Origin of the sequence: Streptomyces sp. NPDC093085 (genome assembly GCF_040683935.1) — a bacterium.
Taxonomy (GTDB): Bacteria; Actinomycetota; Actinomycetes; order Streptomycetales; family Streptomycetaceae; genus Streptomyces.
The window spans coordinates 416,784-439,022 of the sequence record NZ_JBFBFB010000004.1 but is presented as its reverse complement, the minus strand read 5'-3'; the positions used below and the strand labels follow the sequence as shown (position 1 = coordinate 439,022).

The 22,239-nt window shown below is 70.0% G+C and carries 23 protein-coding genes; 9 read left to right on the top strand and 14 right to left on the bottom strand.

The window, feature by feature from the left end; all coding sequences use genetic code 11:
* Positions 1–29 precede the first annotated feature (29 nt).
* Positions 30–1,061, bottom strand: coding sequence for a class II fructose-bisphosphatase (gene glpX / locus AB0O07_RS15640; protein WP_365632495.1), 1,032 nt, complete (start codon positions 1,059–1,061; stop codon positions 30–32).
* A gap of 125 nt (positions 1,062–1,186) precedes the next feature.
* On the opposite strand from glpX, the gene AB0O07_RS15635 reads away from it, so the two are divergent.
* A complete protein-coding gene (locus tag AB0O07_RS15635; protein ID WP_365632492.1) occupies positions 1,187–1,753 on the top strand; it encodes a DUF4245 domain-containing protein in 567 nt (188 codons plus the stop codon).
* Positions 1,754–1,860: 107 nt separating this feature from the next.
* Here the strand turns inward: AB0O07_RS15635 and AB0O07_RS15630 are convergent, their stop codons facing one another.
* From AB0O07_RS15630 to AB0O07_RS15615, 4 genes are all read right to left on the bottom strand, one after another.
* Entirely contained in the window at positions 1,861–2,448 is a 588-nt protein-coding gene (locus AB0O07_RS15630) for a malonic semialdehyde reductase (protein WP_365632490.1), read from the bottom strand.
* A 173-nt stretch (positions 2,449–2,621) separates the two neighbouring features.
* Complete coding sequence (locus tag AB0O07_RS15625; protein ID WP_365632486.1) at positions 2,622–2,879, bottom strand: exodeoxyribonuclease VII small subunit; 258 nt, start codon at positions 2,877–2,879, stop codon at positions 2,622–2,624.
* A gap of 158 nt (positions 2,880–3,037) precedes the next feature.
* Entirely contained in the window at positions 3,038–4,249 is a 1,212-nt protein-coding gene (xseA, locus tag AB0O07_RS15620; RefSeq protein WP_365632483.1) for an exodeoxyribonuclease VII large subunit, read from the bottom strand.
* 208 nt (positions 4,250–4,457) lie between these two features.
* Positions 4,458–5,909, bottom strand: coding sequence for an APC family permease (locus tag AB0O07_RS15615; RefSeq protein WP_365632481.1), 1,452 nt, complete (start codon positions 5,907–5,909; stop codon positions 4,458–4,460).
* A 115-nt stretch (positions 5,910–6,024) separates the two neighbouring features.
* On the opposite strand from AB0O07_RS15615, the gene AB0O07_RS15610 reads away from it, so the two are divergent.
* Together AB0O07_RS15610 and ppgK are read left to right on the top strand one after the other, a co-directional pair.
* Positions 6,025–7,053: a 4-hydroxy-3-methylbut-2-enyl diphosphate reductase gene (locus AB0O07_RS15610; RefSeq protein WP_365632479.1), complete on the top strand. Its 1,029-nt coding sequence runs from the start codon at positions 6,025–6,027 to the stop codon at positions 7,051–7,053.
* Positions 7,054–7,142: 89 nt separating this feature from the next.
* Entirely contained in the window at positions 7,143–7,880 is a 738-nt protein-coding gene (gene ppgK / locus AB0O07_RS15605) for a polyphosphate--glucose phosphotransferase (RefSeq protein WP_365632476.1), read from the top strand.
* A gap of 22 nt (positions 7,881–7,902) precedes the next feature.
* On the opposite strand, the gene AB0O07_RS15600 is transcribed toward ppgK, so the two are convergent.
* On the bottom strand, positions 7,903–8,538 hold the full coding sequence (locus AB0O07_RS15600) for a DUF6542 domain-containing protein (protein ID WP_365633090.1): 636 nt from the start codon (positions 8,536–8,538) through the stop codon (positions 7,903–7,905).
* A gap of 343 nt (positions 8,539–8,881) precedes the next feature.
* Here AB0O07_RS15600 and ychF point away from each other — a divergent pair, with 343 nt between their 5' ends.
* A complete protein-coding gene (ychF, locus tag AB0O07_RS15595; RefSeq protein WP_365632472.1) occupies positions 8,882–9,970 on the top strand; it encodes a redox-regulated ATPase YchF in 1,089 nt (362 codons plus the stop codon).
* Between the two features lie 108 nt (positions 9,971–10,078).
* Here the strand turns inward: ychF and AB0O07_RS15590 are convergent, their stop codons facing one another.
* Positions 10,079–10,447 (bottom strand): tyrosine-type recombinase/integrase, encoded by a 369-nt coding sequence (locus tag AB0O07_RS15590; RefSeq protein ID WP_365632469.1) that lies wholly within the window; start codon positions 10,445–10,447, stop codon positions 10,079–10,081.
* On the opposite strand from AB0O07_RS15590, the gene AB0O07_RS15585 reads away from it, so the two are divergent.
* Positions 10,446–11,834: a mobilization protein gene (locus AB0O07_RS15585; protein ID WP_365633087.1), complete on the top strand. Its 1,389-nt coding sequence runs from the start codon at positions 10,446–10,448 to the stop codon at positions 11,832–11,834. The genes AB0O07_RS15590 and AB0O07_RS15585 overlap by 2 nt on opposite strands.
* 134 nt (positions 11,835–11,968) lie before the next feature.
* Here the strand turns inward: AB0O07_RS15585 and AB0O07_RS15580 are convergent, their stop codons facing one another.
* The 5 genes from AB0O07_RS15580 to AB0O07_RS15560 form a co-directional block, all read right to left on the bottom strand.
* Positions 11,969–13,270, bottom strand: coding sequence for a hypothetical protein (locus AB0O07_RS15580; protein ID WP_365632467.1), 1,302 nt, complete (start codon positions 13,268–13,270; stop codon positions 11,969–11,971).
* Between the two features lie 250 nt (positions 13,271–13,520).
* Positions 13,521–14,066 (bottom strand): HAD domain-containing protein, encoded by a 546-nt coding sequence (locus AB0O07_RS15575; RefSeq protein ID WP_365632464.1) that lies wholly within the window; start codon positions 14,064–14,066, stop codon positions 13,521–13,523.
* A gap of 36 nt (positions 14,067–14,102) precedes the next feature.
* The gene (locus AB0O07_RS15570) at positions 14,103–14,795 is read right to left on the bottom strand and encodes a class I SAM-dependent methyltransferase (protein WP_365632461.1); all 693 of its coding nucleotides are present in this window, start codon (positions 14,793–14,795) and stop codon (positions 14,103–14,105) included.
* A 1-nt stretch (position 14,796) separates the two neighbouring features.
* Entirely contained in the window at positions 14,797–15,708 is a 912-nt protein-coding gene (locus AB0O07_RS15565; protein ID WP_365632458.1) for an aminoglycoside phosphotransferase family protein, read from the bottom strand.
* A 76-nt stretch (positions 15,709–15,784) separates the two neighbouring features.
* Entirely contained in the window at positions 15,785–16,534 is a 750-nt protein-coding gene (locus tag AB0O07_RS15560) for a hypothetical protein (RefSeq protein ID WP_365632456.1), read from the bottom strand.
* Between the two features lie 223 nt (positions 16,535–16,757).
* On the opposite strand from AB0O07_RS15560, the gene AB0O07_RS15555 reads away from it, so the two are divergent.
* Genes AB0O07_RS15555 through AB0O07_RS15545 form a run of 3 tightly spaced genes read left to right on the top strand, consistent with a single transcriptional unit; the run spans position 16,758 to position 19,109 of the window.
* Complete coding sequence (locus AB0O07_RS15555) at positions 16,758–18,113, top strand: tetratricopeptide repeat protein (RefSeq protein ID WP_365632453.1); 1,356 nt, start codon at positions 16,758–16,760, stop codon at positions 18,111–18,113.
* Between the two features lies 1 nt (position 18,114).
* Entirely contained in the window at positions 18,115–18,651 is a 537-nt protein-coding gene (locus tag AB0O07_RS15550; RefSeq protein ID WP_365632450.1) for an NUDIX domain-containing protein, read from the top strand.
* Positions 18,648–19,109 (top strand): hypothetical protein, encoded by a 462-nt coding sequence (locus tag AB0O07_RS15545; RefSeq protein ID WP_365632447.1) that lies wholly within the window; start codon positions 18,648–18,650, stop codon positions 19,107–19,109. Before AB0O07_RS15550 ends, AB0O07_RS15545 begins: the two co-directional genes overlap by 4 nt.
* A 17-nt stretch (positions 19,110–19,126) precedes the next feature.
* On the opposite strand, the gene AB0O07_RS15540 is transcribed toward AB0O07_RS15545, so the two are convergent.
* Positions 19,127–19,669, bottom strand: coding sequence for a hypothetical protein (locus tag AB0O07_RS15540; RefSeq protein ID WP_365632444.1), 543 nt, complete (start codon positions 19,667–19,669; stop codon positions 19,127–19,129).
* A gap of 96 nt (positions 19,670–19,765) precedes the next feature.
* Between AB0O07_RS15540 and AB0O07_RS15535 the strand changes: the two genes are divergently transcribed.
* The gene (locus AB0O07_RS15535) at positions 19,766–21,496 is read left to right on the top strand and encodes a hypothetical protein (protein ID WP_365632441.1); all 1,731 of its coding nucleotides are present in this window, start codon (positions 19,766–19,768) and stop codon (positions 21,494–21,496) included.
* A 107-nt stretch (positions 21,497–21,603) separates the two neighbouring features.
* On the opposite strand, the gene AB0O07_RS15530 is transcribed toward AB0O07_RS15535, so the two are convergent.
* Positions 21,604–22,236, bottom strand: coding sequence for a DUF6000 family protein (locus tag AB0O07_RS15530; protein ID WP_199571002.1), 633 nt, complete (start codon positions 22,234–22,236; stop codon positions 21,604–21,606).
* Positions 22,237–22,239 lie beyond the last annotated feature (3 nt).

Below are 22,239 nucleotides of genomic sequence, written 5' to 3'. Positions count from 1 at the left end.
TCTCCGCCGGACCGGCGGGTGCCCGGAGGCTACTTGGCGCGGTCGAAGTCGATCGTGCTGTACGCGCGGAGCTTCGACAGCCGGTGCGTCGAGTCGATCTGCCGGATCGTGCCCGACTTGGAGCGCATCACCAGGGACTGGGTGGTCGCGGTCTCCGAGCGGTACCGCACGCCCCGGAGCAGCTCGCCGTCGGTGATGCCGGTGGCCACGAAGAAGACGTTCTCGCCGCTGACGAGGTCGTGGGTGGAGAGCACCCGGTCCAGGTCGTGCCCCGCGTCAAGGGCGCGCTGACGCTCCTGGTCGTCCTTGGGCCACAGCTTCCCCTGGATGACGCCGCCGAGACACTTTATGGCGCACGCCGAGATGATCCCCTCCGGCGTGCCGCCGACGCCCATGAGCAGGTCGACGCCGGTGCCCTCGCGGGCGGCCATGATCGAACCGGCGACATCCCCGTCCGAGATGAACTTGATCCGGGCGCCCGTCTCCCGGATCTCCTTGACGATGCCCTCGTGGCGCGGCCGGTCGAGGACGACGACGGTCACATCCTCCGGTGAGGAGCGCTTCGCCTTGGCGACCCGGCGGATGTTGACCGCCACGGGCGCGTTGATGTCCACGAAGTCGGCCGCCTCGGGCCCGGTGACCAGCTTGTCCATGTAGAACACGGCGGACGGGTCGAACATCGTGCCCCGGTCGGCGGCGGCGAGCACGGCGATCGCGTTCGGCATGCCCTTGGCGTTCAGGGTGGTGCCGTCGATCGGGTCCACGGCGATGTCGACTTCGGCGCCGGTGCCGTCGCCGATCTCCTCGCCGTTGAAGAGCATCGGCGCCTCGTCCTTCTCGCCCTCGCCGATGACGACGACGCCGTTCATCGAGACGGTGGAGACGAGGGTGCGCATGGCGTTCACCGCCGCGCCGTCCGCGCCGTTCTTGTCGCCGCGCCCGACCCACCGGCCGGCCGCCATCGCGGCGGCCTCGGTGACCCGCACCAGCTCCAGGGCGAGGTTGCGGTCGGGGGCCTCGGGAGACACCTCAAGGGGAGACGGAAGATGATGTTCGGTCAACGGAACGCACCTTTCTGTACGGCGACGACCGGAAAAGAGGGTGATAGGACTCTATCCGTCCGGCGTCATATTGAGCAGTGGGGCCCACGTATGAGCGCCACCACGTCAATGCGACGATGGGTCCTGTGGCAGGTATGCGAGGCAGGCAGACGGTTCGGGACATGTTCCTGTCGATGGCGGTCATCGGGGCCGTTGTCGCGGTCATTTACGTGTTCATTCCGCACGACGACACGGCGACCCCGGTCAAGAGGGTCGACTACCGGGTGGAGCTGCTGACGGCGCGGCGCGCGGCGCCGTACCCGGTGCTGGCCCCGGCGGGGCTCGATCAGAGCTGGAAGCCGACCTCGGTCACGTACAAGCGGCAGGACGCGGACGCCTGGCACCTCGGCTATCTGGACCCGGACGGCGAGTACGTGGCCGTCGAGCAGTCGACGGCGCCCGCCGCGAAGTTCGTCGCCAAGGTGAGCCAGGAGGCCGCGGACACCGGGGAGACCCAGCGGGTCGCGGGCGCGGAGTGGCAGCGCTGGAAGGGGCCGAAGTACGACGCCCTGGCGCGCACCGAGGGCGGCGCCACGACGGTGGTGACCGGCACCGCGTCGTACGAGCGGCTGGCGGAGATGGCGGCGGCGCTGGACGGCGGCGACGCGGACTCCGGTGCGGGTCAGGCCGGCGGCGGGGCCCCGAAGGGCTGAGCCGGCCCCGGACATGCCGCAGCCCCGTTCCGGAGCTTCCGGGGCGGGGCTGCGGGCATGGTGCGTACGGCTCGGACCTTCGGGGCCTTTCAGGCCGTGCGGGCCGTTCAGACCGTGGTGACGGCCTTGTCGAAGGCGAGACGCGGGGAACGCGGGAACCAGGCGTCCTCGCCCGGCTTGCCGATGTTGACGATCATCAGCGGGGTGTGGTCGTCATCCAGGAACTCCTTCTGGACGCCGGCGAAGTCGAAGCCGGTCATCGGCCCGGCGGCGAGGCCGGCGGCGCGCACGCCGACGATGAAGTAGGCGGCCTGGAGCGCGGCGTTCAGCGCGGCGGCCTGCTCCCGGCCCGCGCGATCCCCGAACAGGTCCTTGGCCTGGGGGAAGTGCGGGAAGAGCTCCGGCAGCTCCTCGTGGAACTCGTTGTCGGCGGCCAGGATCGCCACGAGCGGGGCGGACCCGGTCTTCTTCTGGTTGCCCTCGGACATCAGCGGGACGAGCCGCTGACGCGCTTCGTCGGAGCGGACCAGGACGATGCGCAGCGGCGACTGGTTCATCGAGGTGGGGCCGAACTTGACCAGGTCGTAGATCGCCTGGACCTGCTCCTCGGTCACCGGCTCGTCGGAGAAGGTGTTGGCGGTGCGGGCCTCACGGAAGAGGAGGTCCTGGGCTGCCTGGTCGAGAACGAGGGACATGGGGGGGTGCCTTCCGGGCGGTTGATCACGTGCTGTCGGATCAACCGTACTCCCAGAATGGGTGAACGTTCAACAAAAATCGGGGCGGGTGATCCGCTCCACAGGCTAACGACCCGCGTGCCACCCCGCGGTAACGCGGAGGCTCGTGATCCTGTTCCCCTCCTCACCCTTCCTCAGCTCTGTTTCCCCTGGTCGGAGTCGTTTTCGGCCAGCGAGGCGTCCAGCCGCGCCCGGGCCCCCTCCAGCCTGTGGCGGCACACCTTCGCCAGCTCCTCGCCGCGCTCCCAGAGCGCCAGCGAGTCCTCCAGCGACGTACCGCCCGCCTCCAGCCGCCGCACGACGTCGATCAGCTCGTCGCGCGCCTGCTCGTACCCCGGCGTGTCCTGCCCCGCGGCCTTCGCCGCCTTGGCCGTCTTCTCCGTGCCCGTCATGTCATCCGCTCCTCGTCCACTGCCACCTGCTCGCGCTCACCGCGCACCCCGACAACCGACCCCACCCCGACCACCCACACCCCCGAGCCGTAAGCGGCCCCTCACTCCCTGAAAATCCCCCGCTCCGCCACCCCTCCGTTCCACTCCCCCCGCTCCACTCACTCCGTGGCGACCCGCACCGAGAACTCCCCCTCGGCCACCCTCGCCCGCAGCTCCTCCGCCGGGGCGAGTCCTTCCGGTGTCCGTACCACCGTCCCGTCCGGCCGCTGGAGCACCGCGTACCCCCGCTCCAGCGTCGCCGCGGGGGAGAGCGCCACCACCCGGGCCAGGGTGTGCGCCAGCTCCGAGTCCGCCCGGTCGAGCAGATGGCGCACCACCACCCGGCCCCGGTCCGCCAGCGCGTCCACCTCGGCGCGGCGCTCCTCCACCATCCGCCGGGGCCGCTCCATCACCGGCCGGGCCAGCGTATGGGCCAGACCGCGCTCCTCCCGCTCCAGCACCGTCCGTACCGTACGCAGCGCCCGGTCCCGCAGGGCAGCGACGCGCTCCAGCTCCTCGCCCACGTCCGGCACGGTCCGCTTCGCCGCGTCGGTCGGCGTCGACGCCCGTACGTCCGCCACCAGGTCCAGCAGCGGCGCGTCCGGCTCATGCCCGATCGCCGAGACGACCGGGGTACGGCACGCCGCCACCGTCCGGATCAACTGCTCGTCCGAGAACGGCAGCAGATCCTCCACACTGCCGCCGCCCCGCGCCACGATGATCACGTCCACCTCGGGCAGCGCGTCCAGCTCCTCCACCGCCTGGACCACCTGCGCCACCGCGTTCACCCCCTGCACCGCCGTGTTGCGCACCTCGAAGCGGACCGCGGGCCACCGCCGCCGCGCGTTCTCCAGCACATCGCGCTCGGCGGCCGAGGCCCGCCCGCAGACCAGCCCGACCAGGCGCGGCAGGAACGGCAGCGGCCGCTTCCGCTCGGCAGCGAAAAGCCCCTCCGCCCCCAGCGACCGCTTCAGCCGCTCCAGCCGCACCAGCAGCTCGCCGATCCCGACCGGCCGTATCTCCGTAGCCCGCAGCGAGAGCTGCCCGCGCGGCGCGTACCACTCCGGCTTCGCCTGGACGACGACCCGCGCGCCCTCGGAGACCACATCCGCGATCGCGTCGAACACCTGCCGGTAGCAGGTGACGCTCACCGAGATGTCGTACGACGGGTCCCGCAGCGTCAGAAAGACGACCCCCGCGCCCGGGCGGCGCGAGAGCTGGGTGATCTGCCCCTCGACCCAGATGGCGCCGAGGCGGTCGATCCAGCCGCCGATGAGCCGCGAGACCTCACCGACGGGCAGCGGAGTGTCCGCGGACGTGTGGAGAGCCATGCCGAGGAGCGTATCGGCCCCCTCTGACAACGCCCCGTTCCAAGCCCCAGAACTCCATCCCGGCCCCCCACGAGACCCCCCGCCCGCACCCCGGGGCGCCCGGGGCGCACTTCCGCCCCAAGCCCCCAGGCCCCGCAGCCCACACCCCGGCCTCAGTCCCCGGGCCGGGCCTCAGCCCCGCCCCCGGCCCCCGGCCCCGCTTCCCGCCTCAGGCCCCGCGCCCCGGGCCGCCGGTTCGGGGGCCGGGCAGGTCTTCTGCGGGGGCTACGGGACCACCGCGCCTCCGCTGCACCAGCAGCACCACCAGCCCCACGGCCAGCCAGACCGCGCCCACCACCTGCGCCGTGTGCGCCGCCTCCACGATCACCGCGACGAGGATCGCCGCGCCGACCACCGGCGCCACCACATGCGGCAGCCAGCGCGGCGGGCCCTCCCCGCGCCGTACCGCGAACCACCCCACCACCGAGGCGTGCAGCAGCACGAACGCGGTCAGCGCCCCCACGTCCACCACCGAGACGAGGTGGTCGAGCCCGTCAGGACGGCGCGCCGCCCAGACCGCCGCCACCAGCGTCACCAGCGCGGCCAGCAGCAGCGCCACCCGGGGCACGCCCGCGCTCGTCCGGGAGAGCGCGTGCGGCAGCCTGCGTGCCCGGCCCATCGCGAAGAGCAGCCGCCCGGCCGCCGCCTGCCCGGCCAGCGCCGCGAACGCCGCGCCGATCGCCTTGCTCACCGCCACCAGATCGTGCAGCCAGGTGCCCACCGCCGTGTCCACCGAGTCGTAGAACGCCGTCCCCTGCTTCGCCGGATCGGCCGCCAGCTCGGCCGAGGTCGACGGCTCCAGCAGCGCCACCAGATAGGTCTGCGCCACGAACAGCACCCCTGCCAGCACCAGGCAGAACAGCACCGCCCGCGCCACCTGCCGGGACCCCCCGGTCACCTCCTCGGCGAACGAGGCGATCGCGTCGAAGCCCAGGTACGAGAGGACCGCGACCGACACCGCGCCCACCACCGCCGCCGCGGAGAACCCGGTGTCGCCGGTGAACGGCGAGGCCCACCCCCGCGTCGCGCCGTCCCGCGCCAGGACCACCACCGCGGAGACCACGAAGACCAGCAGCACGACGAGCTCCATCGCCAGCACCGCGAAGCCGACCCGGGCCGCCGCCCGTACCCCCCAGAGGTTGAGCAGCGTCGTGACGACGACGGCGACCGCCGTCCACACCCACCGGTCCACGGAGGGCACCAGCGCCTCCATCGCGATCCCCGTGAAGAGATACGCCACGGCGGGGATCAGCAGATAGTCGAGCATCGCCATCCACCCGGCGACGAACCCGGGCCCCTCGCCGAGCCCCTTGCGCGCGTACGCGAAGACCGACCCGGCCAGCGGGGCGACCCGCACCATCTGCGCGTAACTGAACGCCGTGAAGGCCATCGCGACCGTCGCCACCACATAGACCAGGGCGACGGCGCCGTGCGACTTGGCGTCGAGCGTGCCGTAGACGCCGACCGGGGCCATGGGGGCGATGAAGAGCAGCCCATAGACGACGAGATCCCGGAACCCCAGCGAACGCCGCAGCCCGTCCCCGCGCGAGGCGCCCGCCCGGCCCGCCTCCGGGTTCGTACGACCGGAGCCCGCGTCCGCCCCCGTACCGCTGTCGGCCATCAGATCCCTCCCTCGATCACGTACGCCCCAGCGCCCCGCGACTCCGTACTCGGTGCCCCAGTCTCGCGCGGAGGCGGGACGTCCCGCCTCTTCTGCACGGCCTTACGATGGGGGCATGACTGGAACGTCCCGCCCGTCGCCCGCCGCCGCCCCCAGTGGAGACGCCGCGCGCCGCGCCGGCAAGCGCGTCCTCCTCGCCGCCCCCCGCGGCTACTGCGCGGGGGTCGACCGCGCCGTGATCGCCGTGGAGAAGGCCCTGGAGCAGTACGGGGCCCCCATCTATGTCCGCCACGAGATCGTGCACAACAAATACGTCGTCAAAACCCTGGAGAACAAGGGCGCCATCTTCGTCGACCGGACGGCGGAGGTCCCCGAGGGATCCATCGTCATGTTCTCGGCCCATGGTGTCGCCCCGGTCGTCCACGAGGAGGCGGCCGAGCGCAAGCTCGCCACCATCGACGCGACCTGCCCCCTGGTGACCAAGGTCCACAAGGAAGCCGTCCGGTACGCCAAGGAGGACTACGACATCCTCCTCATCGGCCACGAGGGCCACGAAGAGGTCATCGGCACCTCGGGCGAGGCCCCCGACCACATCACGCTGGTCGACGGCCCCGAGGACGTCGCCAACGTCGAGGTCCGCGACGAGTCGAAGGTCGTCTGGCTCTCCCAGACCACCCTCTCCGTGGACGAGACCATGGAGACGGTCGACGCCCTCAAGGAGAAGTTCCCGCTGATGATCGCGCCGCCGAGCGACGACATCTGCTACGCCACCCAGAACCGCCAGATCGCCGTCAAGCAGATGGGCGCCGACGCGGACCTGGTCATCGTCGTGGGCTCCAAGAACTCCTCCAACTCGGTCCGGCTGGTCGAGGTCGCCCTCGGCGCCGGCGCGGGCGCCTCGCACCTGGTGGACGAGGCCGGGGAGATCGACGAGGCATGGCTCGACGGAGTCTCCACGGTCGGCGTCACCTCCGGCGCCTCCGTACCGGAGGTCCTGGTCGACGGTGTCCTCGGCTGGCTCTCGGAGCGCGGCTTCGAGGACGTCGAGATCGTCAAGGCGGCGGAGGAGTCCATCACCTTCTCGCTTCCCAAGGAACTCCGCAGGGACCTGCGCGCGGAGGCCGCGGCGCTCTCGCAGAGCTGAGACCGGGGCAGGAGGGGGCGGGCCCGGGCCCGGGGCCCGTTCGGCCGTTGCCCGGGTCACTGTCAGCGTCTGCCCGTAACGTTATGTCCATGAACGTCTTCGGAGTGGACATCGGCGGTACGGGAATCAAGGGCGCGCCGGTCGATCTGGACCGCGGCGATCTGCTGGAGCCGCGCTACAAGGTGCTCACGCCACACCCGGCGACGCCCGAGAGCGTCGCCGACGGTGTGGTGGAGGTCGTACGGCACTTCGGCTGGTCGGGGCAGGTAGGCATCACCTTCCCCGGGGTGGTGACGGGCTCCGTCATCCGTACGGCCGCCAATGTCGACAAGGGGTGGATCGGCGTCGACGCGGGCCGACTCCTCGGCGACCGGCTCTCCCTGCGGACGACCGTCCTGAACGACGCCGACGCGGCGGGCGTGGCCGAGATGGCCTTCGGCGCCGGCCGGGGCCGCAAGGGCACCGTCTTCCTGCTGACCTTCGGTACGGGCATCGGCAGCGCCCTCTTCATCGACGGCCGCCTGGTCCCCAACACGGAGCTGGGCCATCTCGAACTCCACGGCCACGACGCGGAGACCCGCGCCTCCACGAAGGCCAAGGACGACGAGGAGCTGAGCTGGGAGCACTGGGCGCACCGGGTCCGGAAGTATCTGGCCCATGTGGAGATGCTCTTCTCGCCGGAGCTGTTCATCATCGGCGGCGGGGTGAGCAGGAAGGCCGACAAGTTCCTCCACCTGATCGAGGGCATCAGAGCCGAGATCGTCCCCGCGGAGCTCCAGAACAACGCGGGGATCGTCGGCGCGGCCATGACAGCGGCGGGCCGCTGAGAGAGGCCCCCGGGGGCCCGCGCTATCCCCGCCGTACGGCCCGGGTGGGGGAGGCCCCCCGCCGGGGAGCCGGGGTGAGGCCGGTCCGGCCGGCCCGGTCTGCCCGCTCGGTACGGTCGTTCGCGGTACCCCGGAGGCTCCTGGCGGCCCGGCCGCTCCCGGCACCCCCGGCGCTCCCGGCGCCCCGGGTACGGGGCGCCGCGCCGGCCCGGGTGGCGGCGGCGTCCCTGGCGAGCTGCCGGCGCCCCATCTCCCGTACCTTCCGTACGGTCGCGATGAGCCCGGCGACGAGCGTGCCGCCGTACAGCCACCCCGCGTGCACCGCCAGCGTGGTCACCAGACCCATGACCTGGGCACCGAAACCGCCGGTCCCCCCGGAGATCGGCAGCGCCCCGACCGCGAAGGCGATCGGCGCCGTGATCGGCGCCGTGACCAGGTCGGCGGGGCGCACCCAGAGCGCGGTCACGGCGCTGACCGGCAGGAACAGCACGCCGTACACCACCGGCTCGGCGTCGAAGAGCAGCGTGTCCAGGAACGCGAAGAAGAGCATCGAGGCCGTCGCGAAGAGCCCGGCGCCCAGCCCCGTCAGCCGTGGGTTGGGCACTCTGCGCAGCCGCCGCACGACCGGCGGGACCGGCGGCACCCGCCGTCGGCGCACCGCGGGGTGGCGCGGCCGCTGCCGCCGCTCGGGCTGCTGACGTGTCCTCTGCTGCTGCTCCACCGGACCAACGTAGGCGGCGAAGGGGGACGAACCGGGTAACCCGGGGCCGGACACGCCCTCACGGGTGACACCGAGAACGCGTTCACCCCCGTACGGCCCGCCTCCCCGCCCTACACTCCTCCCTCCACTCCACTCCCCGCTCCTCCCGCACCCGTCGTCGGCCGCCGCGGCCCGCCCGTAAACTGGGGGATCGGGCCAGCGCGGCCCGCCGCCCGGGCCAGGAAGGCGCCACCGCCCGTCCTCGGCCACCAGCCGGTCCTCACTCCAGGAAGTCGCCAACGTGTCGCTCACGATCGGAATCGTCGGCCTGCCGAATGTCGGCAAGTCGACCCTGTTCAACGCCCTGACCAAGAACGACGTGCTGGCGGCCAACTACCCGTTCGCCACCATCGAGCCCAACGTCGGTGTGGTCGGCGTACCGGACCCGCGCCTGAACCAGCTCGCGGAGATCTTCGGCTCGCAGAAGGTCCTCCCGGCCACGGTCGACTTCGTCGACATCGCCGGCATCGTGCGCGGCGCCTCCGAGGGGGAGGGCCTGGGCAACAAGTTCCTGGCGAACATCCGCGAGTCGGACGCGATCTGCCAGGTCATCCGGGCCTTCAAGGACGAGAACGTCGTCCATGTCGACGGCAAGGTCTCGCCCAAGAACGACATCGAGACGATCAACACCGAGCTGATCCTCGCGGACCTCCAGACCATCGAGAAGGTCCTGCCGCGCCTCCAGCGCGAGTCCCGCATCAAGAAGGAGGTGCTGGGCCAGGTCAAGGCGATCGAGGAGGCCCAGGCCATCCTGGAGACGGGCGAGACGCTCTTCTCCGCCGGCATCGTCCAGGGCACGGAGAAGGCCGAGCCCCTGCGTGAACTCCACCTGCTGACGACCAAGCCCTTCCTCTACGTCTTCAACGTGGACGAGGAGGAGCTGACGGACGACGCCTTCAAGGCCGAACAGCGCGCCCTGGTCGCCCCCGCCGAGGCCATCTTCCTCAACGCCAAGCTGGAGTCCGACCTCGCGGAACTCGACGACGAGGAGGCCCTCGAACTCCTCCAGTCGGTAGGCCAGCAAGAACCCGGCCTCGCCACCCTCGCCCACGTCGGCTTCCGCACCCTGGGCCTCCAGACCTACCTGACCGCAGGCCCGAAGGAATCCCGCGCCTGGACCATCAAACAGGGCGCCACGGCCCCCGAGGCGGCTGGCGTGATCCACACCGACTTCCAGAAGGGCTTCATCAAGGCCGAGGTCATCTCCTTCACCGACCTGGTCGACACCGGCTCGGTGGCCGAAGCCCGCGCCGCGGGCAAGGCCCGTATGGAGGGCAAGGAGTACGTGATGCAGGACGGCGACGTGGTGGAGTTCCGCTTCAACGTGTGATATGTCCGGCGAAAGGCCGTCTGACCTGCGACGGAGCGGGTCGGGCGGCCTTTGCTGTCCGCACAGAGTCCGCAGCGTGCTGATTTCGGTCAGCGCGCGGGGGAGCGGCTACGCCGCTTCATCGTCCGCCGTCTCGCCGTCCGCGGGGCGGTCCGCGTACGCCTTGTCGACGGCGGCCCGGGTCCGCTCCTCGGAGTCGGGCCACAGGTGGGTGTAGATGTTCAGCGTCATGGCCGCGTTGGTGTGGCCGAGGCGCTCGGAGACCGTCTTCACGGACTCGCCGTGCTTGATCAGCAGGCTGGCGTAGTGGTGCCGGAGGGCATGGGGTCCGGTGCCCTTCGCTATGTCGGCCTTCGCGCAGGCGGGCCGCCAGGACCCATCCATGAAGTGCGTGTAGACCACGGGTCCACCTTGCGGCGCCGTGAAGATCCAGCCCTCGGGCCCATCAGCGGGGAAGTCCCGCAGGTGGGCCTTCATCGCATCCACCGCCATGCGGGTCGCCCCCGAAGGCGACGAGAAGGCATGCCGGTGGATCGCAGTGCGCCACGCCGACGACCACATCCACATCATGGCCACCACAGTCCGCGCCGACGGGCGCCGTCCCCGCACCCACCGCGACGGACAGCGGGCCCAAGCAGAGTGCCGCAAGATCGAAGCCGAGTTCGACCTGCGCCGCCTGAAGTCCGGCGACCTCACCGCGCCCCGCACCCCCACCGGCGCCGAACACGCTAAGGCCGAGCGCCAGGGCCAGACGCTCACGGCACGGCACTGGCTCCGCGAACAGGCGTACGCGGTCGCCGCAGCAGTACACAACGAAGCCGACTACTTCACCGTGCTCCAGTCTCTCGGCATCAAGGTCAAGACCCGCATCGGCCCCAAGACCGGCGACGTCATCGGCTACAGCCTCGCCGCCCCCGGCGACACCAACGCGGCCGGCGAACCCGTCTGGTACGGCGGCTCGAAACTCGCTCCCGACCTCTCCATCAACCGCCTACGCGAACGCCTCCCCGACCAGGAGATGGCAGACCGCCCCCGATACGCGACGGACACCGCCGCCCCATGGCGCCACACCACCACCGCCATACAGGTGGCACGCGCCGTCCTCGACTGCGATGACGATGCCGCCGCCCAGGGCCACCTGGCCGCCTTCGGCGACGCCCTGTACAACATCGCCAGCGCCACGACCGGCCCACACCGGGCAGAACTACGAGCGGCGGCAGTGACATTCAACCGCGCCCGCCGCTCCGCCACCCGCGCCGACCACCAGGCCGCCACCGCCCTGCGCAAGGCCGCCAAGGAACTCGCCTACGCCTCCAACGAGCCGGGCGGATTCGCCATCGCCCTGCTCTTCGCCACCGTGCACCTGGCCCGCGCCGCCGCCAAGTGGCACGAACAGCGCGGCCACGAACAGCAGGCCGCCGCGGCCGAAGAAGCCCTCCGCCACCTCCAGGCGGGCTACCGGCAGACCGCCGCCCCCGTCTTGGCGGACCTGGCCCGCCGCGCACCACGAGCCGCAACCGCCCGCCGCTTCGAACAGGACGTGCGCGCGGCCCTCCCCGCCCACGCCGACCGAATCCTCGCCGACCCCACTTGGACCGCCCTGACCACCACCCTCGCCCACGCCGAGACCGCCGGCCACAACCCCCGACGCCTCCTGGCCGAAGTGGGCACCCAGCGGGAGCTCGACAGCGCCGAGCACCCCGCCGAGGTCCTCAACTGGCGCATCACGGCTCAGCCGAACCGGAGGACGCAAGCGGCTCGCATACGAAGCGCCACCAGCGGCACCTCGGTCATGTCCGCCACGCCACACCCTCCGGCCACACCAGTGGCCATGAGGCCCGAAGAACGCAGCCAGCACCGCTGACCCCGGCCAGCGCTGAGCTGCTCACGTTGATTCCCCACTCGGCCGGTGGTCTACGTCCCCGTTATCGCTCGAGTGGACGAGATGTCGCTCCGGTCGGCCTCGCGCTCAGGTGAGGCCGACTGGCGAACAACGCTTCACGAGCAGTTCCACTCCTCGCTGGGCAGTGCGTGCCACAGGTCGAGCCAGTCGTGGAGCAGGAAGAGGGGGCGGGTCAGGACGACGTCGCCGGCCCGCTGGGAGCGGATCGCCAGGCCGAGGTCGGCGAAGACCGGATCGCCGGCGACGCTGTACGCCAGGCTGCCAGGCTGTGTTGTGCGGTGGATGAGCCAGTCCTCCACGTGGGAAGGTACGCAGCCGGTCAGCGGGGCTGCGTCCAGTCTTACCTGGGGGCCGGTGAGGGCGTCTGCGGCGACGCACCCCAGGCGGCCGTCGTGAAAGAGGGTCCTGATCCCGCTCTCAGTGAAGTCGGCGTAGTTGAGCTGCTGGTCTTCGCCGTGGTGGGAGTAGGACGAGACGGCCGGTCCTTCGCCGAGGACGCGGGTGATCTCCTCCAAGGTCATCCCGAAGTGCAGGGGGCCGACTCCTACGTGCGGCGTGAAGGTCCACTCGGCGCGCTCCTCCTCCCGGGCGATCCGCCACGGGCCGCGGTACCCCGCCTCGCTTCCAGCGGCGGCCACGGGCGGCTCGGGTGCTGGCTCGTGCAGGGCGGCCGGTATGGGCACGGTCCGGTCCTCACGCCGGCGGCCGAGTCGTTCCGGAGCCGCGGTGTCCTCGGGTTGCCCTTCCAACCAGCGGATCGCCTGCTCCTGCTCCTGGCCGCCGAACGGGTCCTCCGCCAACTCGCCTGCCCGGTCCAGGGCCGCGCGGCGCTCCTCCTCCGCGGTGATGAGACCGGTGACGTCCTCACCCCAGGCAGCCAGCCGTTCCCGGGCGATCCACTGGTAGTACGAGTCCGTGCTCAAGGCCAGGACCTCGCGAACGGCGGGCGCGTACCGGGGTACGGACGAGGCGAGGGCGGGGTCGGCCAGGAGCAGGGCGGTGGCCGCGAGCGCGGCTTCCCTAACCAGTGGATCGTCGTCGTCGCAGAAGTCCGCGATGCGGTCGTGGAGTATTGGCCTTGCCGCACGGGCGGCGGCCAGCTCCTGCGCCGTGCCGACGCCGTCCTCGACGTCCAGGCGGGCGATGTCGGCGAACGAAGCCAGCCAGTTCAGCAGTTCGGCGCGAAGCGACCGCCGACCGGCCCTGCACTCCCACCGGTCTTCGGAGAGGGTTCGCGGATCGTCGAGAAGACAGGCCAGGACCAAGGCTGCCGGAGCGGTCGCCGGAAACACCTGCTCCTGATGGAGGAGCAGCCGATACAGATCGCCTACCGCCCGTACCCGGCGGGCCGGGTCGGCGGCGAGCACAGCGCCGAGGACGTCCGGTGTGTCAGGCACACCATGCCGGCCCGTACAGACGTGCGGCAGCTCCTGCCAAGCGGTGCAGGCGAGCTCTGCCTGTGCTCTGGGTGGCAGGGAGCCGACGGCAGCACCAGAAAGGTCCGGAGTCATCTCGTTGATCACGACCGCAGTGTTCCACCCGACTCCGACACCAGCGCCGCCGATACGTGCCACAGACCGAAGATGGATCACGCTCGAGCCACACTCTGATGCCCTCGCTGCTCGTGGCAGCGAGGGCATCAGGGCGTCAGGCGGCGCGGGCTATGGGTAACTGCGAGACCCACGTCGTGAGCCCGGTCAGGTGCGCGGGCTGCAGCCCGTGGTGCGGGTCGGGCTGAATGAGGAGGGTCGACGTTCCCTTCGCAGTGCGCTCCGCCGCCCATGCATGGTCGAGGCCGGTGAAGTCGTCGTCGATCCAGACGGCGGGGGCGTCGCCCAGCCAGGCGTCGACGTGGTCACGCTTCCACAGGTAGCCGTTGGGGTGGCTGGTGATGATCTCCGGACGCGGGAGATCGACGTACGGCAGGGTTTGAAGGCCGAGGAGCGGGCCGATGAGGGTGGTGGCGTCCTGGCGCCAGCTGGTGCACCAGACCGGGGTGACCAGGCTGGTGCGGATGACATCCATGAGCAGGCGGCCGTGGTCGGGGTTGAGCCAGACGGTGACCGGGTTGTCGGCGCTGCGGCCGGCGGGGACGACGTCGTGGCGGGCGTGCGTGGACGGGGTCGAGCCGTGCTCGTCGGGGAAGGGTATGAGGACGCCGTCGATGTCGAGAAGCAGGTAGGGCGGGCGCATCGGTTCCTCCGGGGGGGAAAAGCCGGACGGGGGCTGTCAGAGCTTGCGGGCGCGGATCAGCAGGGTGGTGGGCCAGTGGCCCATGCGAGGGTCGTGGAACTCCTGGGCCGAGGTGAGCCAGAAGCCGGCCTGGCTGAGGCGCTTCTCCCAGCGGTCGGTGTCGAATTCCCAGCGGGCGATGGGGAGCCGGGAGCGGTCGGGGAGGGTGACGAAGTCGCGGCGGGGCCGGTCGTCGCCCGAAGGGCTTCGGCCGCCACGCTGCGGGTGGGGGACGGAGAAGGCGAGCACTCGTCCGGGCATGAGGCGCTGCGCGATGGCCGGCAACAGGAGCTCGGGGGCGACGAGGCCGACGGCGCCGAAGACGGAGTAGACCGCGTCGAACTGCTCGTCGGAGGCGTGCAGGTAGTGCAGGGCGTGGCCGGTGACGAAGGCGAGGTTGTTCAGCCGTCCGTAGTGGGAGCGGGCACGGCGGACCTGGAGGCCGACCAGGTCGACGCCGGTGACACGGGCGCTATGGCGGGTGGCGAGGTGGGCGGCGTTGTGGCCGGGGCCGCAGCCGAGTTCCAGGAGTCGCTTGCCGTGCAGGTCGGGGCCGAGGATCTCGGCGCCGGGACCTTGGCCGGGTCTCGTGGTCCATTCCATCCGGGCAGGCACGGAGAGGGGTTCGGCGAGTCCAGCGGCGGTGCGCTGGAGCGCGTGGGCGTGCCAGGGGGATGCCTGGGTGAGCACGTCAGATCTCCAGGAGGTGGAGGACGTCGGTGAGGTGGCGGCGGACGGCCTTGATGTAGGCGGGGTCGGTAGCCGGGTCGTCGATCCAGCGGACGGATTGCTCCATGAACCACTCGACGGCCCACATGCGGTGCCAGCCCAGGGCCCAGTGTTCGGCGGTGAGCCCGCCGCGCGGAGCGAGGGCGTCGGGGGTGCCGCCGGCGGTGACGTACTGCTCCAGGAAGACGCGCAGGCGCACGGGGTGCGGGGGCTCGATGGTGCCGTGCCAGCTGGCGAGGTCGAGCAGGCCGGGGCCGGTGTAGGCGCGGGCGAAGTCGAGCAGCCGCCAGCCGCGCTCGCCGATGTGGAGGCTGGTGGGGTGGAACTCGGAGTGCACCCAGCCGAACGGTTCCAGCGTCGCTCCGGCCGAGCGGGCCTCGGCGGCCTTGGCGATCTGGTCGAGCGCGTCCTCGACGTCGTCGGCGTCCTGCCACCGGTTGGCCTTGCGCAGCCGTTCGAGGTGCTCCAGTGCCCGGGCGGGCAGCGTGCGCAGCCGGGCCTGGTCGAGGACGGGCAAGGGCGGAGCCGTACGGGTTCCGTGCAGGATCACGGCCGCGGCGACGCCGTCGAGATTGTCGGCCTCGCGGACGGACGGTCCGAGGTCCTCCATGAGCATGCCGAGCCAGCCGTCCAGGACGGCGGAGGCGTGGACCTGGGGGACGGGAACGCCAAGGGTGTGGGCCAGGCGGAGGGCCTGGTCCTCGCTGTCAAAGGGCTTCTTGGCGTACTTGAAGACAGCCGTGGAGCCGTCGGGGAAGGTCACGCGCTCGACGCCGGACATGGACCACACGCGTACCTCCTCCCGTACAGCGGTGGTCTGGCCGGTCGCTGTGAGCAGGTTGTCGAGGAGTTCGGTGCTGGGGTTCGTGGTCACGTGGGGCTCCGGGGAGATGGTGGCGTCCGGGGCGGGCGAGAGATACCGGCCCGCCCCGGAGCCTGATCGGGTGGGGTTACGCGGCGGGGTTCACGCGGTGGGCGTAGACCTGCTCGATCCAGCCCGCCTTGAAGGCCGCGAGGTCGTCGCGGAAGTTCGCCATCGAGGCACCGTAGGGCGCGACCACGCCGCCGGACTGGTCCGGCACGGACTGGCAGCCGTGCACGAGCCGGCCGCCGAGCGCCGCGTGGGCCGTGATGGACTCGATCCGTCGGTGCTCGTTGAACCAGCCGCCGTGGTAGACCTCGTCGAGCATCCCGCCCATGTCGTCGTCCAGGTCGAAGACGACGGAGGTGGCGGCGGGGAAGAACCAGCACGGGCCGACGTTGGAGATGTGCCCGTCCAGCTCGACCTTGTTGAGCGCCATGAGCGTGGCCGCCTCGCGGAGCATTCGCAGGTGGTCGGCGGTGATCTGCGGCAGGCCGAGGCCGGCCAGGTGCTCCTCGCGGAAGAGGTACGCGTACACCTCGTACGCGATGGCCAGGACGCGGGACGCGTCGGACGTGGACTCGCTGTGCTGCTTGATGAAGTCGAGCGTGAGCTGCTCGACCGCGCTCTCGGTCGTCTCGTCCACGTCCAGGAGCTGGGACTTGACCAGCTCCCAGTCGGCGACGAGCCAGGTGTTCGACTCGAAGCGGAAGAAGTACTCGGCCGGGTCGATGGTGATGCGGCGGCCGTCGACCTGGATGCCGGGCAGGCGGCTCCAGCGCGGGTCGAACGCCTCGGGCAGCTCGACCGTGATGGCCGTGGTGTCGATGGTGGTCACCGTATCTCCGTCTCTGATTGGCCGGGTTCGGGCACAGGAATGCCCGAGCCTGGTGTGGGCGTACGGAACTTCGGGGTGCCGCCCGGACCAAGGGGGAGCCTGGATCACGGGCGCACCGTTCCGGGCGGCTGCTGATAAGTGAACCCACGGTCACGCTCAGTGGGTACGGTGGAAGGCAGTTGAAGCGGTATACGCGGTTTACAGCTCCAGGGCGGAGGCGATCGTGGCGGCGCAGAGAGAACCCAACTCCCGTCTGCGCGATGCCATCGACGCGGCCGGCTGCACCTACGAGGGCCTTGCCAGAGACGTGCGGCGCATCGCCGCTGAGAACGGTGACATCCTCCAGACCAACAAGTCGGCCATCTCGCACTGGGTTAACGGCACCCGCGCTCCGTCGGGCCGGGTAGGTCAGTACCTGGCCGAAGCTCTGTCCCGCAGAGCAGGGCGCACGGTCACCCGGACCGAGATTGGCCTCCAGGCAGGTGATGCCGATGCGCCAGCGGAATCCGACCCCGTCCTCGCCGTCACCGACCTGGGCCGGGCCGACGTCGAGCGTCGCCGCTTCCTCGCCATCGCGGCCTTCACCACCGCCGGCGTCGCCATGCCGCTCGGATACGACCACGAAGCCACCGCCCGCATGCTCCGCGCCCGCACCGACACATCCCTGGTCGGCGCGGAGGACGTGGACGTCGTACGCCAGATCACCGCGGCCTTCAGCGCCGCTGACGAGCGCCTCGGCGGCGGGCACGGCCTGACCACCGTCACCGCGTACCTCGCCGACACAGCCGCCCCCATGCTGCGCGGACGCTTCCCCAACGAAGCCTTACGCCGGGCCTCCTTCGGCGCCGTCGCCGAACTCGCCTACCTCGCAGGGTGGAAGCACCACGACCTCGGCCAGGAAGGCGCCGCCCAGCGTTACTACCAGGTCGGCTACAAGCTCGCCTGCGAAGCCGACCCCCACGGCCACGCCGCCTGGATGATGCGCGCCCTCGCCCACCAAGCCCTGAGCCTCAAACAGCCCCACCACTGCGTCGACCTCGTCGAAGGCGCCCTACGCACGGATCTCGGCCACGTCGACGGCCAGACCGAGGCCCTCCTCCACATCACCCATGCCCGCGCCTACGCCGCCACCGACGAGAACCCGTCGGCCGCACGCGCCCTGCTCGCCGCCGAGGACGCACTCCTACGGGACGACGGCCCCCAGCCCAGCTACTCCCGCGTCAGCGGACCCGCCGCCGGCACTGTGGCAAGCCACACCGCCCGCACCCTGACCGACCTCGCCGACCACATCGGCACCGAACAACAGCACCGCGACGCCCTCACCCGCTGGGACCCCGAGAAGTACAAGCGCGTCCACGCCCTCACCCACGCCGACCTTGGCGACAGCCTCGCCGCCCAGGCCCGCGCCGACGAAGCCGTCGCCGCCTGGACCCAAGCCCTGGTCCTCATGGAGGGCATGACTTCCGACCGAACCCGCAAGGCGATCACCTCGATCCGTTCCACCCTCGCGGTCTACCAGCGCCGCCGTGTCCCCGGCGCCGCCGATCTCGCCCGCCGCGCCCGCGAGGCCCTCGCCTAACATGCCCAACAACCCGTCCTACGAAGGGAACACCGTGGCCCAGCAGACCGACGATCAGCCGAAGGCCCTGAAGCCGGCGCTCGAATCCATGACCCTGCTGGTCGCCGCCGTCATCGTCCACGACAAGGCCACCAACCGCATCGTCCTCCTTCAGCGCAGCGAGAACGCCAAGTTCGCCCAGGGAATGTGGGACCTCCCCGTCGGCAAGAGCGAGCCGGGCGAGCCCATCACCGAAACCGCGGTCCGCGAGCTCTACGAGGAGACGGGCCTCGTGGTGAAGCCCGAGTCCCTCAAGGTCGCCCACATCATCCACGGCGCCTGGGGCGTCGAAGCCCCCAACGGCTTCCTCACGGTCGTCTTCGCCGCCCACGACTGGACGGGTGAACCCGAAAACCGCGAACCCCGCAAGCACTCTCAGGTCCGCTGGGTCGACGCCAACGCCATCCCCGAGGCGTTTGTGGATACCACTGCCAGCGCCCTTCACCACTACCTGAATGACGGATCGGATGTCTCGCTGGACGGCTGGTCGGCAGCGTGAGCATCACGCTGCTTCACCTCATACCCAAGGATCCGCACTTTTCGCCTGCGTCGGCCGCGAGCGAGGCTGCACAGGCCCAGCTACAGCAACTGGTTCCTGAAGCGTTGGGCGGTTATGACGTCTGGGACATCCCCGGCACAGCCTTCATCGACCCCGGGGAGAACTGGTGCGGTGTTCGGTGCCCCGTGTGCGGCTCCGACATCGAAGACTGGTGGGGCAACGCGATGGATACGGCGGCCCTTCCGGACGGCTATTTCGACTCACTAGCCGTGACGGTGCCCTGTTGCTCTGCCCAGACGGACTTGAACGCCCTCGACTATGTCGAGGCTGCGGGTTTCGCCAGGTACAGCCTCGTGATCACGGATCCAGAATGCGAGCTACCGCTACCGCCAGCTCCCGTCAAAGCACTGGGAGACCTCCTTGGCGCGGAGCTCCGACAGGTCATCGCCCGGTACTGACGTAAGCGTCGGCTTCGCTACGCAGGACCACTGGGGAACAGAAGCTCGTACGGCAGGTGATCGTCGTCCGGCACGCGCGGCACGTAGTCCGGGGCCGTACGTGCAGCCACAGCCAGCAGGCGAGCGGCAGCCTCCTCCTGGGAGATGGGGGTAAGCCCGAGGGCGTGCAGGAGGCGGTCGCGCTCGGCGTCGAAGTCCGGGTGGTCTGCCCGAAGGTCCGAACCGAGCTCGCTGATCGCGAAGCCCTTCGCCAGGTCGCGCCAGAAGGGCAGTACGGCGATGAGCGTGATCGCCTCGACGAGGTCGGCGCCGATCAGTGTGGCCTGGCCCTCCGAGTCGGCGTACAGGACGGGCCTCTCCTCGGCCCCGGCTTCCCCGCACAGGAAGTACGTGCCGCCGGCGCCGCATCCGGCTACCGGGAGCAGCGGCCTGCCAGATGGGAGTACAAGGTCCTCGATGGGATCCCGGCGAACTATGTCGAAGTCGCCTGGCCAGGCCAGCGCGGCGGCCAGCGGCGAGTCTTGCTCGAGGCGGCGCAGCAGAGCGTCTGATGGGGTCATGGGCAGAAGGTAGCAGCGCCCTCGGACAGCGGGTCTGGTTGCCATGCTGCGTGACGCCGAAGGCGCGCTGTCGTTGGCGTGTGGCACAGTGCGGCCATGAGCTACGACCTGGCAGTCTGGGACGGCGATAAACCCGCTGACAATGCGATAGCGGGAGAGGTCTTCACCCAGTTGTACGACCGCTACATCGATACGGACGAAGAGTCTCCACCGTCACCGCGTATCGCCGAGTACGTAGCCGCGCTCCTGGCGCGATGGGTGGATCTCACGGAGGACGAGGAAGACACGTCTCCCTGGTCGACCGGGCCATTGATCGATGAGGCGGCGGGCCCGTTGATCTACTTCCCGATGCGCTACAGCATGGCCGAGGAGGCTTCGGCCTACGCTGCGGAGCTTGCGGCATCGATGGGGCTTGTCTGCTTCGACCCGCAGGCAGGGGGATTGAGGCCTTATCCGTCTCAAGAAGCTCAAGCATGCGTAAGGGGGGGGAGAGATGAGAGATTCCCTGTGGGAGGGAGCCTCGTCGCCGATCCGGGGGTATACCCCTTCAACATGCCAGGAGAATCAGTCGTACTGTACGACGGCCCAATAGGTGGTGTTGAGGAGGAAGACGCTGCTGGTCGCGTAGAGCTGACTTGCTCGCCCAAGCTGAGCCTCGACTGGAGCCTGACAGGTGAGTCGGATTTCTCCTTGGAGCTTCGCGACGAGGTGTCGCTGCAGTTGCTGCGGCCCTACGGTGTGGCTGCCCTACGCGTCAGCTTCCGTGGGCAACGCGACGGATGGACTAATGGGGCAGAACTTGGCGACCCTGCCGTACCGTTGAAGCGAGTCGTTGCGCACTGGTTTAACTTGCCGAAATTCCAAGGGCAGTATCACCTGACTGAGAGGACAGGTGAAGGGAAGCGGCTTTGGTCAGGTGGGCGCTGGCTGCGCGAGATCGGTGACTGGAAGATCGTCATCGATGTGAGGCCCGATCATAAAGATGTCTGGGTGGATCTCCATAAGGTTCATACGTACGTAATGACGCACGTCATGGAGCTAAGCCGGGTTGACGGGAGTACGTTCACTGCTGCTGAGGCAGAGCACGTTCTCAGGGCCCTCCATGTCGGGCTGTCGTTTGGTCTCGGCCGATGGGTGGCACCGCTCCTCCCGGTTGGAATAGATACACATGGCGAGGTTGCGTGGGAGGAGTGGCGATCCCTCCTCTGTGACCCTGCTCGCAAGATCAGCTCGGGATGGTGGGTGCCGTTCGATTCCGAGGCTCTCGCCAGTCTGCTCGACGTGCTGATCCCTGCATTCGCTGACCCTGGCAGAGCGGAGCCGCTCCGTTTGCAGATCAACTATGCGGTCACCGCCACAAACGACACGGGGTTCGTCGAGCAGAGGGTCATGATTGGGGCCGCTGGTCTTGAGCATGTGATGTGGGAGCGACTCGTCCTCAGTGGTCGTCTCACTCGGAACCAGTACAAGGTGCGCCCAGCGCATTCACTGCTACGCGAGGTCCTGCAAGACGCGGGGATTCCGACGTCAATCGATCCGAAACAGCTGACTGCTCTCACAAGATTGGTCAGCATGAGGAGGCAAGAGTCCGGGGCAGACATGGATGGGCCTGATGTCGTGACGTGGGTTCGGAACAGGTTGGTGCACCCTACGGGTTCTCAAGACGTCGTTTACCGGGTATCGGGAGTTGTGATGGAGACCTGGCTACTCACGCGCCATTATCTTTCTCTGCTGATCCTGGAGTCTTTGGGGTACCGAGGGTTGTACCGCAACCTGGCCAAGAGGGGTGGGTGGGTTGGCGAGACCGAGCGTGTGCCCTGGGCATGATGCGAGGCCCGCTCTGGCGCGCTTGGCATGAGGTGGGTAGTAGGCAGGTCGGACAACGGGCGCAACAGAGCAACAATCCTCGACACGTCTCGTAGCGCTCCTCAAAATCAAAGACATGTCCAGCCGTTGGCGAAGTCGCATTGGAGGTCCGTCCAGCGGCGAAGCTCGGCGGGGGTGTAAGCGGGGTGGTCGTGGAGGTGGGGCAGGGCGTTGACCCACTGATCCCAGAGGCCGTCGGGCTGGGTGAAGCGGGTGGCGTGGTGGGTGCCGAGTTGGGCGTCGAGGCGGAGGAGGGCGCCGAGGGCAGCCGGCTGGTCGTAGCGGAGGTCGGTGCGGGGGAGGTAGTGGTCGAGGTAGGCGGTGAGTATTTCGGCGTCTGCGTGGGTGCCGAAGCGAGCCAGGGCGAAGCAGTAGGCGCCGCCGGAGTAGCAGACCTCGCTGGCCAGGAGCAGGTTGCCGATGCGTTCGCGGAACGGTTCGCGGCGGTCGACGCCGATCAGCCAGGCGGCGGTGAGGCGCGAGCGCCATTCGTAGGCGAGGAGGGCTTCCAGTTCGGCGTCGGTGATGGTGGCGGCGTCGTCGATCAGGTGGCGGGCGAAGCGTTTGGCGTGGGGCCACCCCGGCCGCAGTACGCGCGCGCTGTTTAGTTCGAGGTAGCGCGGGTGGTCAGAGTCCTTCCACGTCACGTAGCGCTCGATCACGTAGCCGTGGCCGGTCTTCTCGGGGTGCTGGGACGGCATCGG

Excerpts from the sequence above, each read along its gene's own strand:
- ppgK (WP_365632476.1), top strand. The coding sequence starts at position 7,143 with ATGAACGTCTTCGGAGTGGACATCGGCGGTACGGGAATCAAGGGCGCG.
- AB0O07_RS15575 (WP_365632464.1), bottom strand. The coding sequence starts at position 14,066 with ATGCGCCCGCCCTACCTGCTTCTCGACATCGACGGCGTCCTCATACCC.
- AB0O07_RS15625 (WP_365632486.1), bottom strand. The coding sequence starts at position 2,879 with ATGACGGGCACGGAGAAGACGGCCAAGGCGGCGAAGGCCGCGGGGCAG.
- xseA (WP_365632483.1), bottom strand. The coding sequence starts at position 4,249 with ATGGCTCTCCACACGTCCGCGGACACTCCGCTGCCCGTCGGTGAGGTC.
- AB0O07_RS15550 (WP_365632450.1), top strand. The coding sequence starts at position 18,115 with ATGCCCAACAACCCGTCCTACGAAGGGAACACCGTGGCCCAGCAGACC.
- AB0O07_RS15590 (WP_365632469.1), bottom strand. The coding sequence starts at position 10,447 with ATGAAGGCCCACCTGCGGGACTTCCCCGCTGATGGGCCCGAGGGCTGG.
- AB0O07_RS15535 (WP_365632441.1), top strand. The coding sequence starts at position 19,766 with ATGAGCTACGACCTGGCAGTCTGGGACGGCGATAAACCCGCTGACAAT.
- AB0O07_RS15615 (WP_365632481.1), bottom strand. The coding sequence starts at position 5,909 with ATGGCCGACAGCGGTACGGGGGCGGACGCGGGCTCCGGTCGTACGAAC.
- AB0O07_RS15630 (WP_365632490.1), bottom strand. The coding sequence starts at position 2,448 with ATGTCCCTCGTTCTCGACCAGGCAGCCCAGGACCTCCTCTTCCGTGAG.
- AB0O07_RS15530 (WP_199571002.1), bottom strand. The coding sequence starts at position 22,236 with ATGCCGTCCCAGCACCCCGAGAAGACCGGCCACGGCTACGTGATCGAG.
- AB0O07_RS15540 (WP_365632444.1), bottom strand. The coding sequence starts at position 19,669 with ATGACCCCATCAGACGCTCTGCTGCGCCGCCTCGAGCAAGACTCGCCG.
- AB0O07_RS15610 (WP_365632479.1), top strand. The coding sequence starts at position 6,025 with ATGACTGGAACGTCCCGCCCGTCGCCCGCCGCCGCCCCCAGTGGAGAC.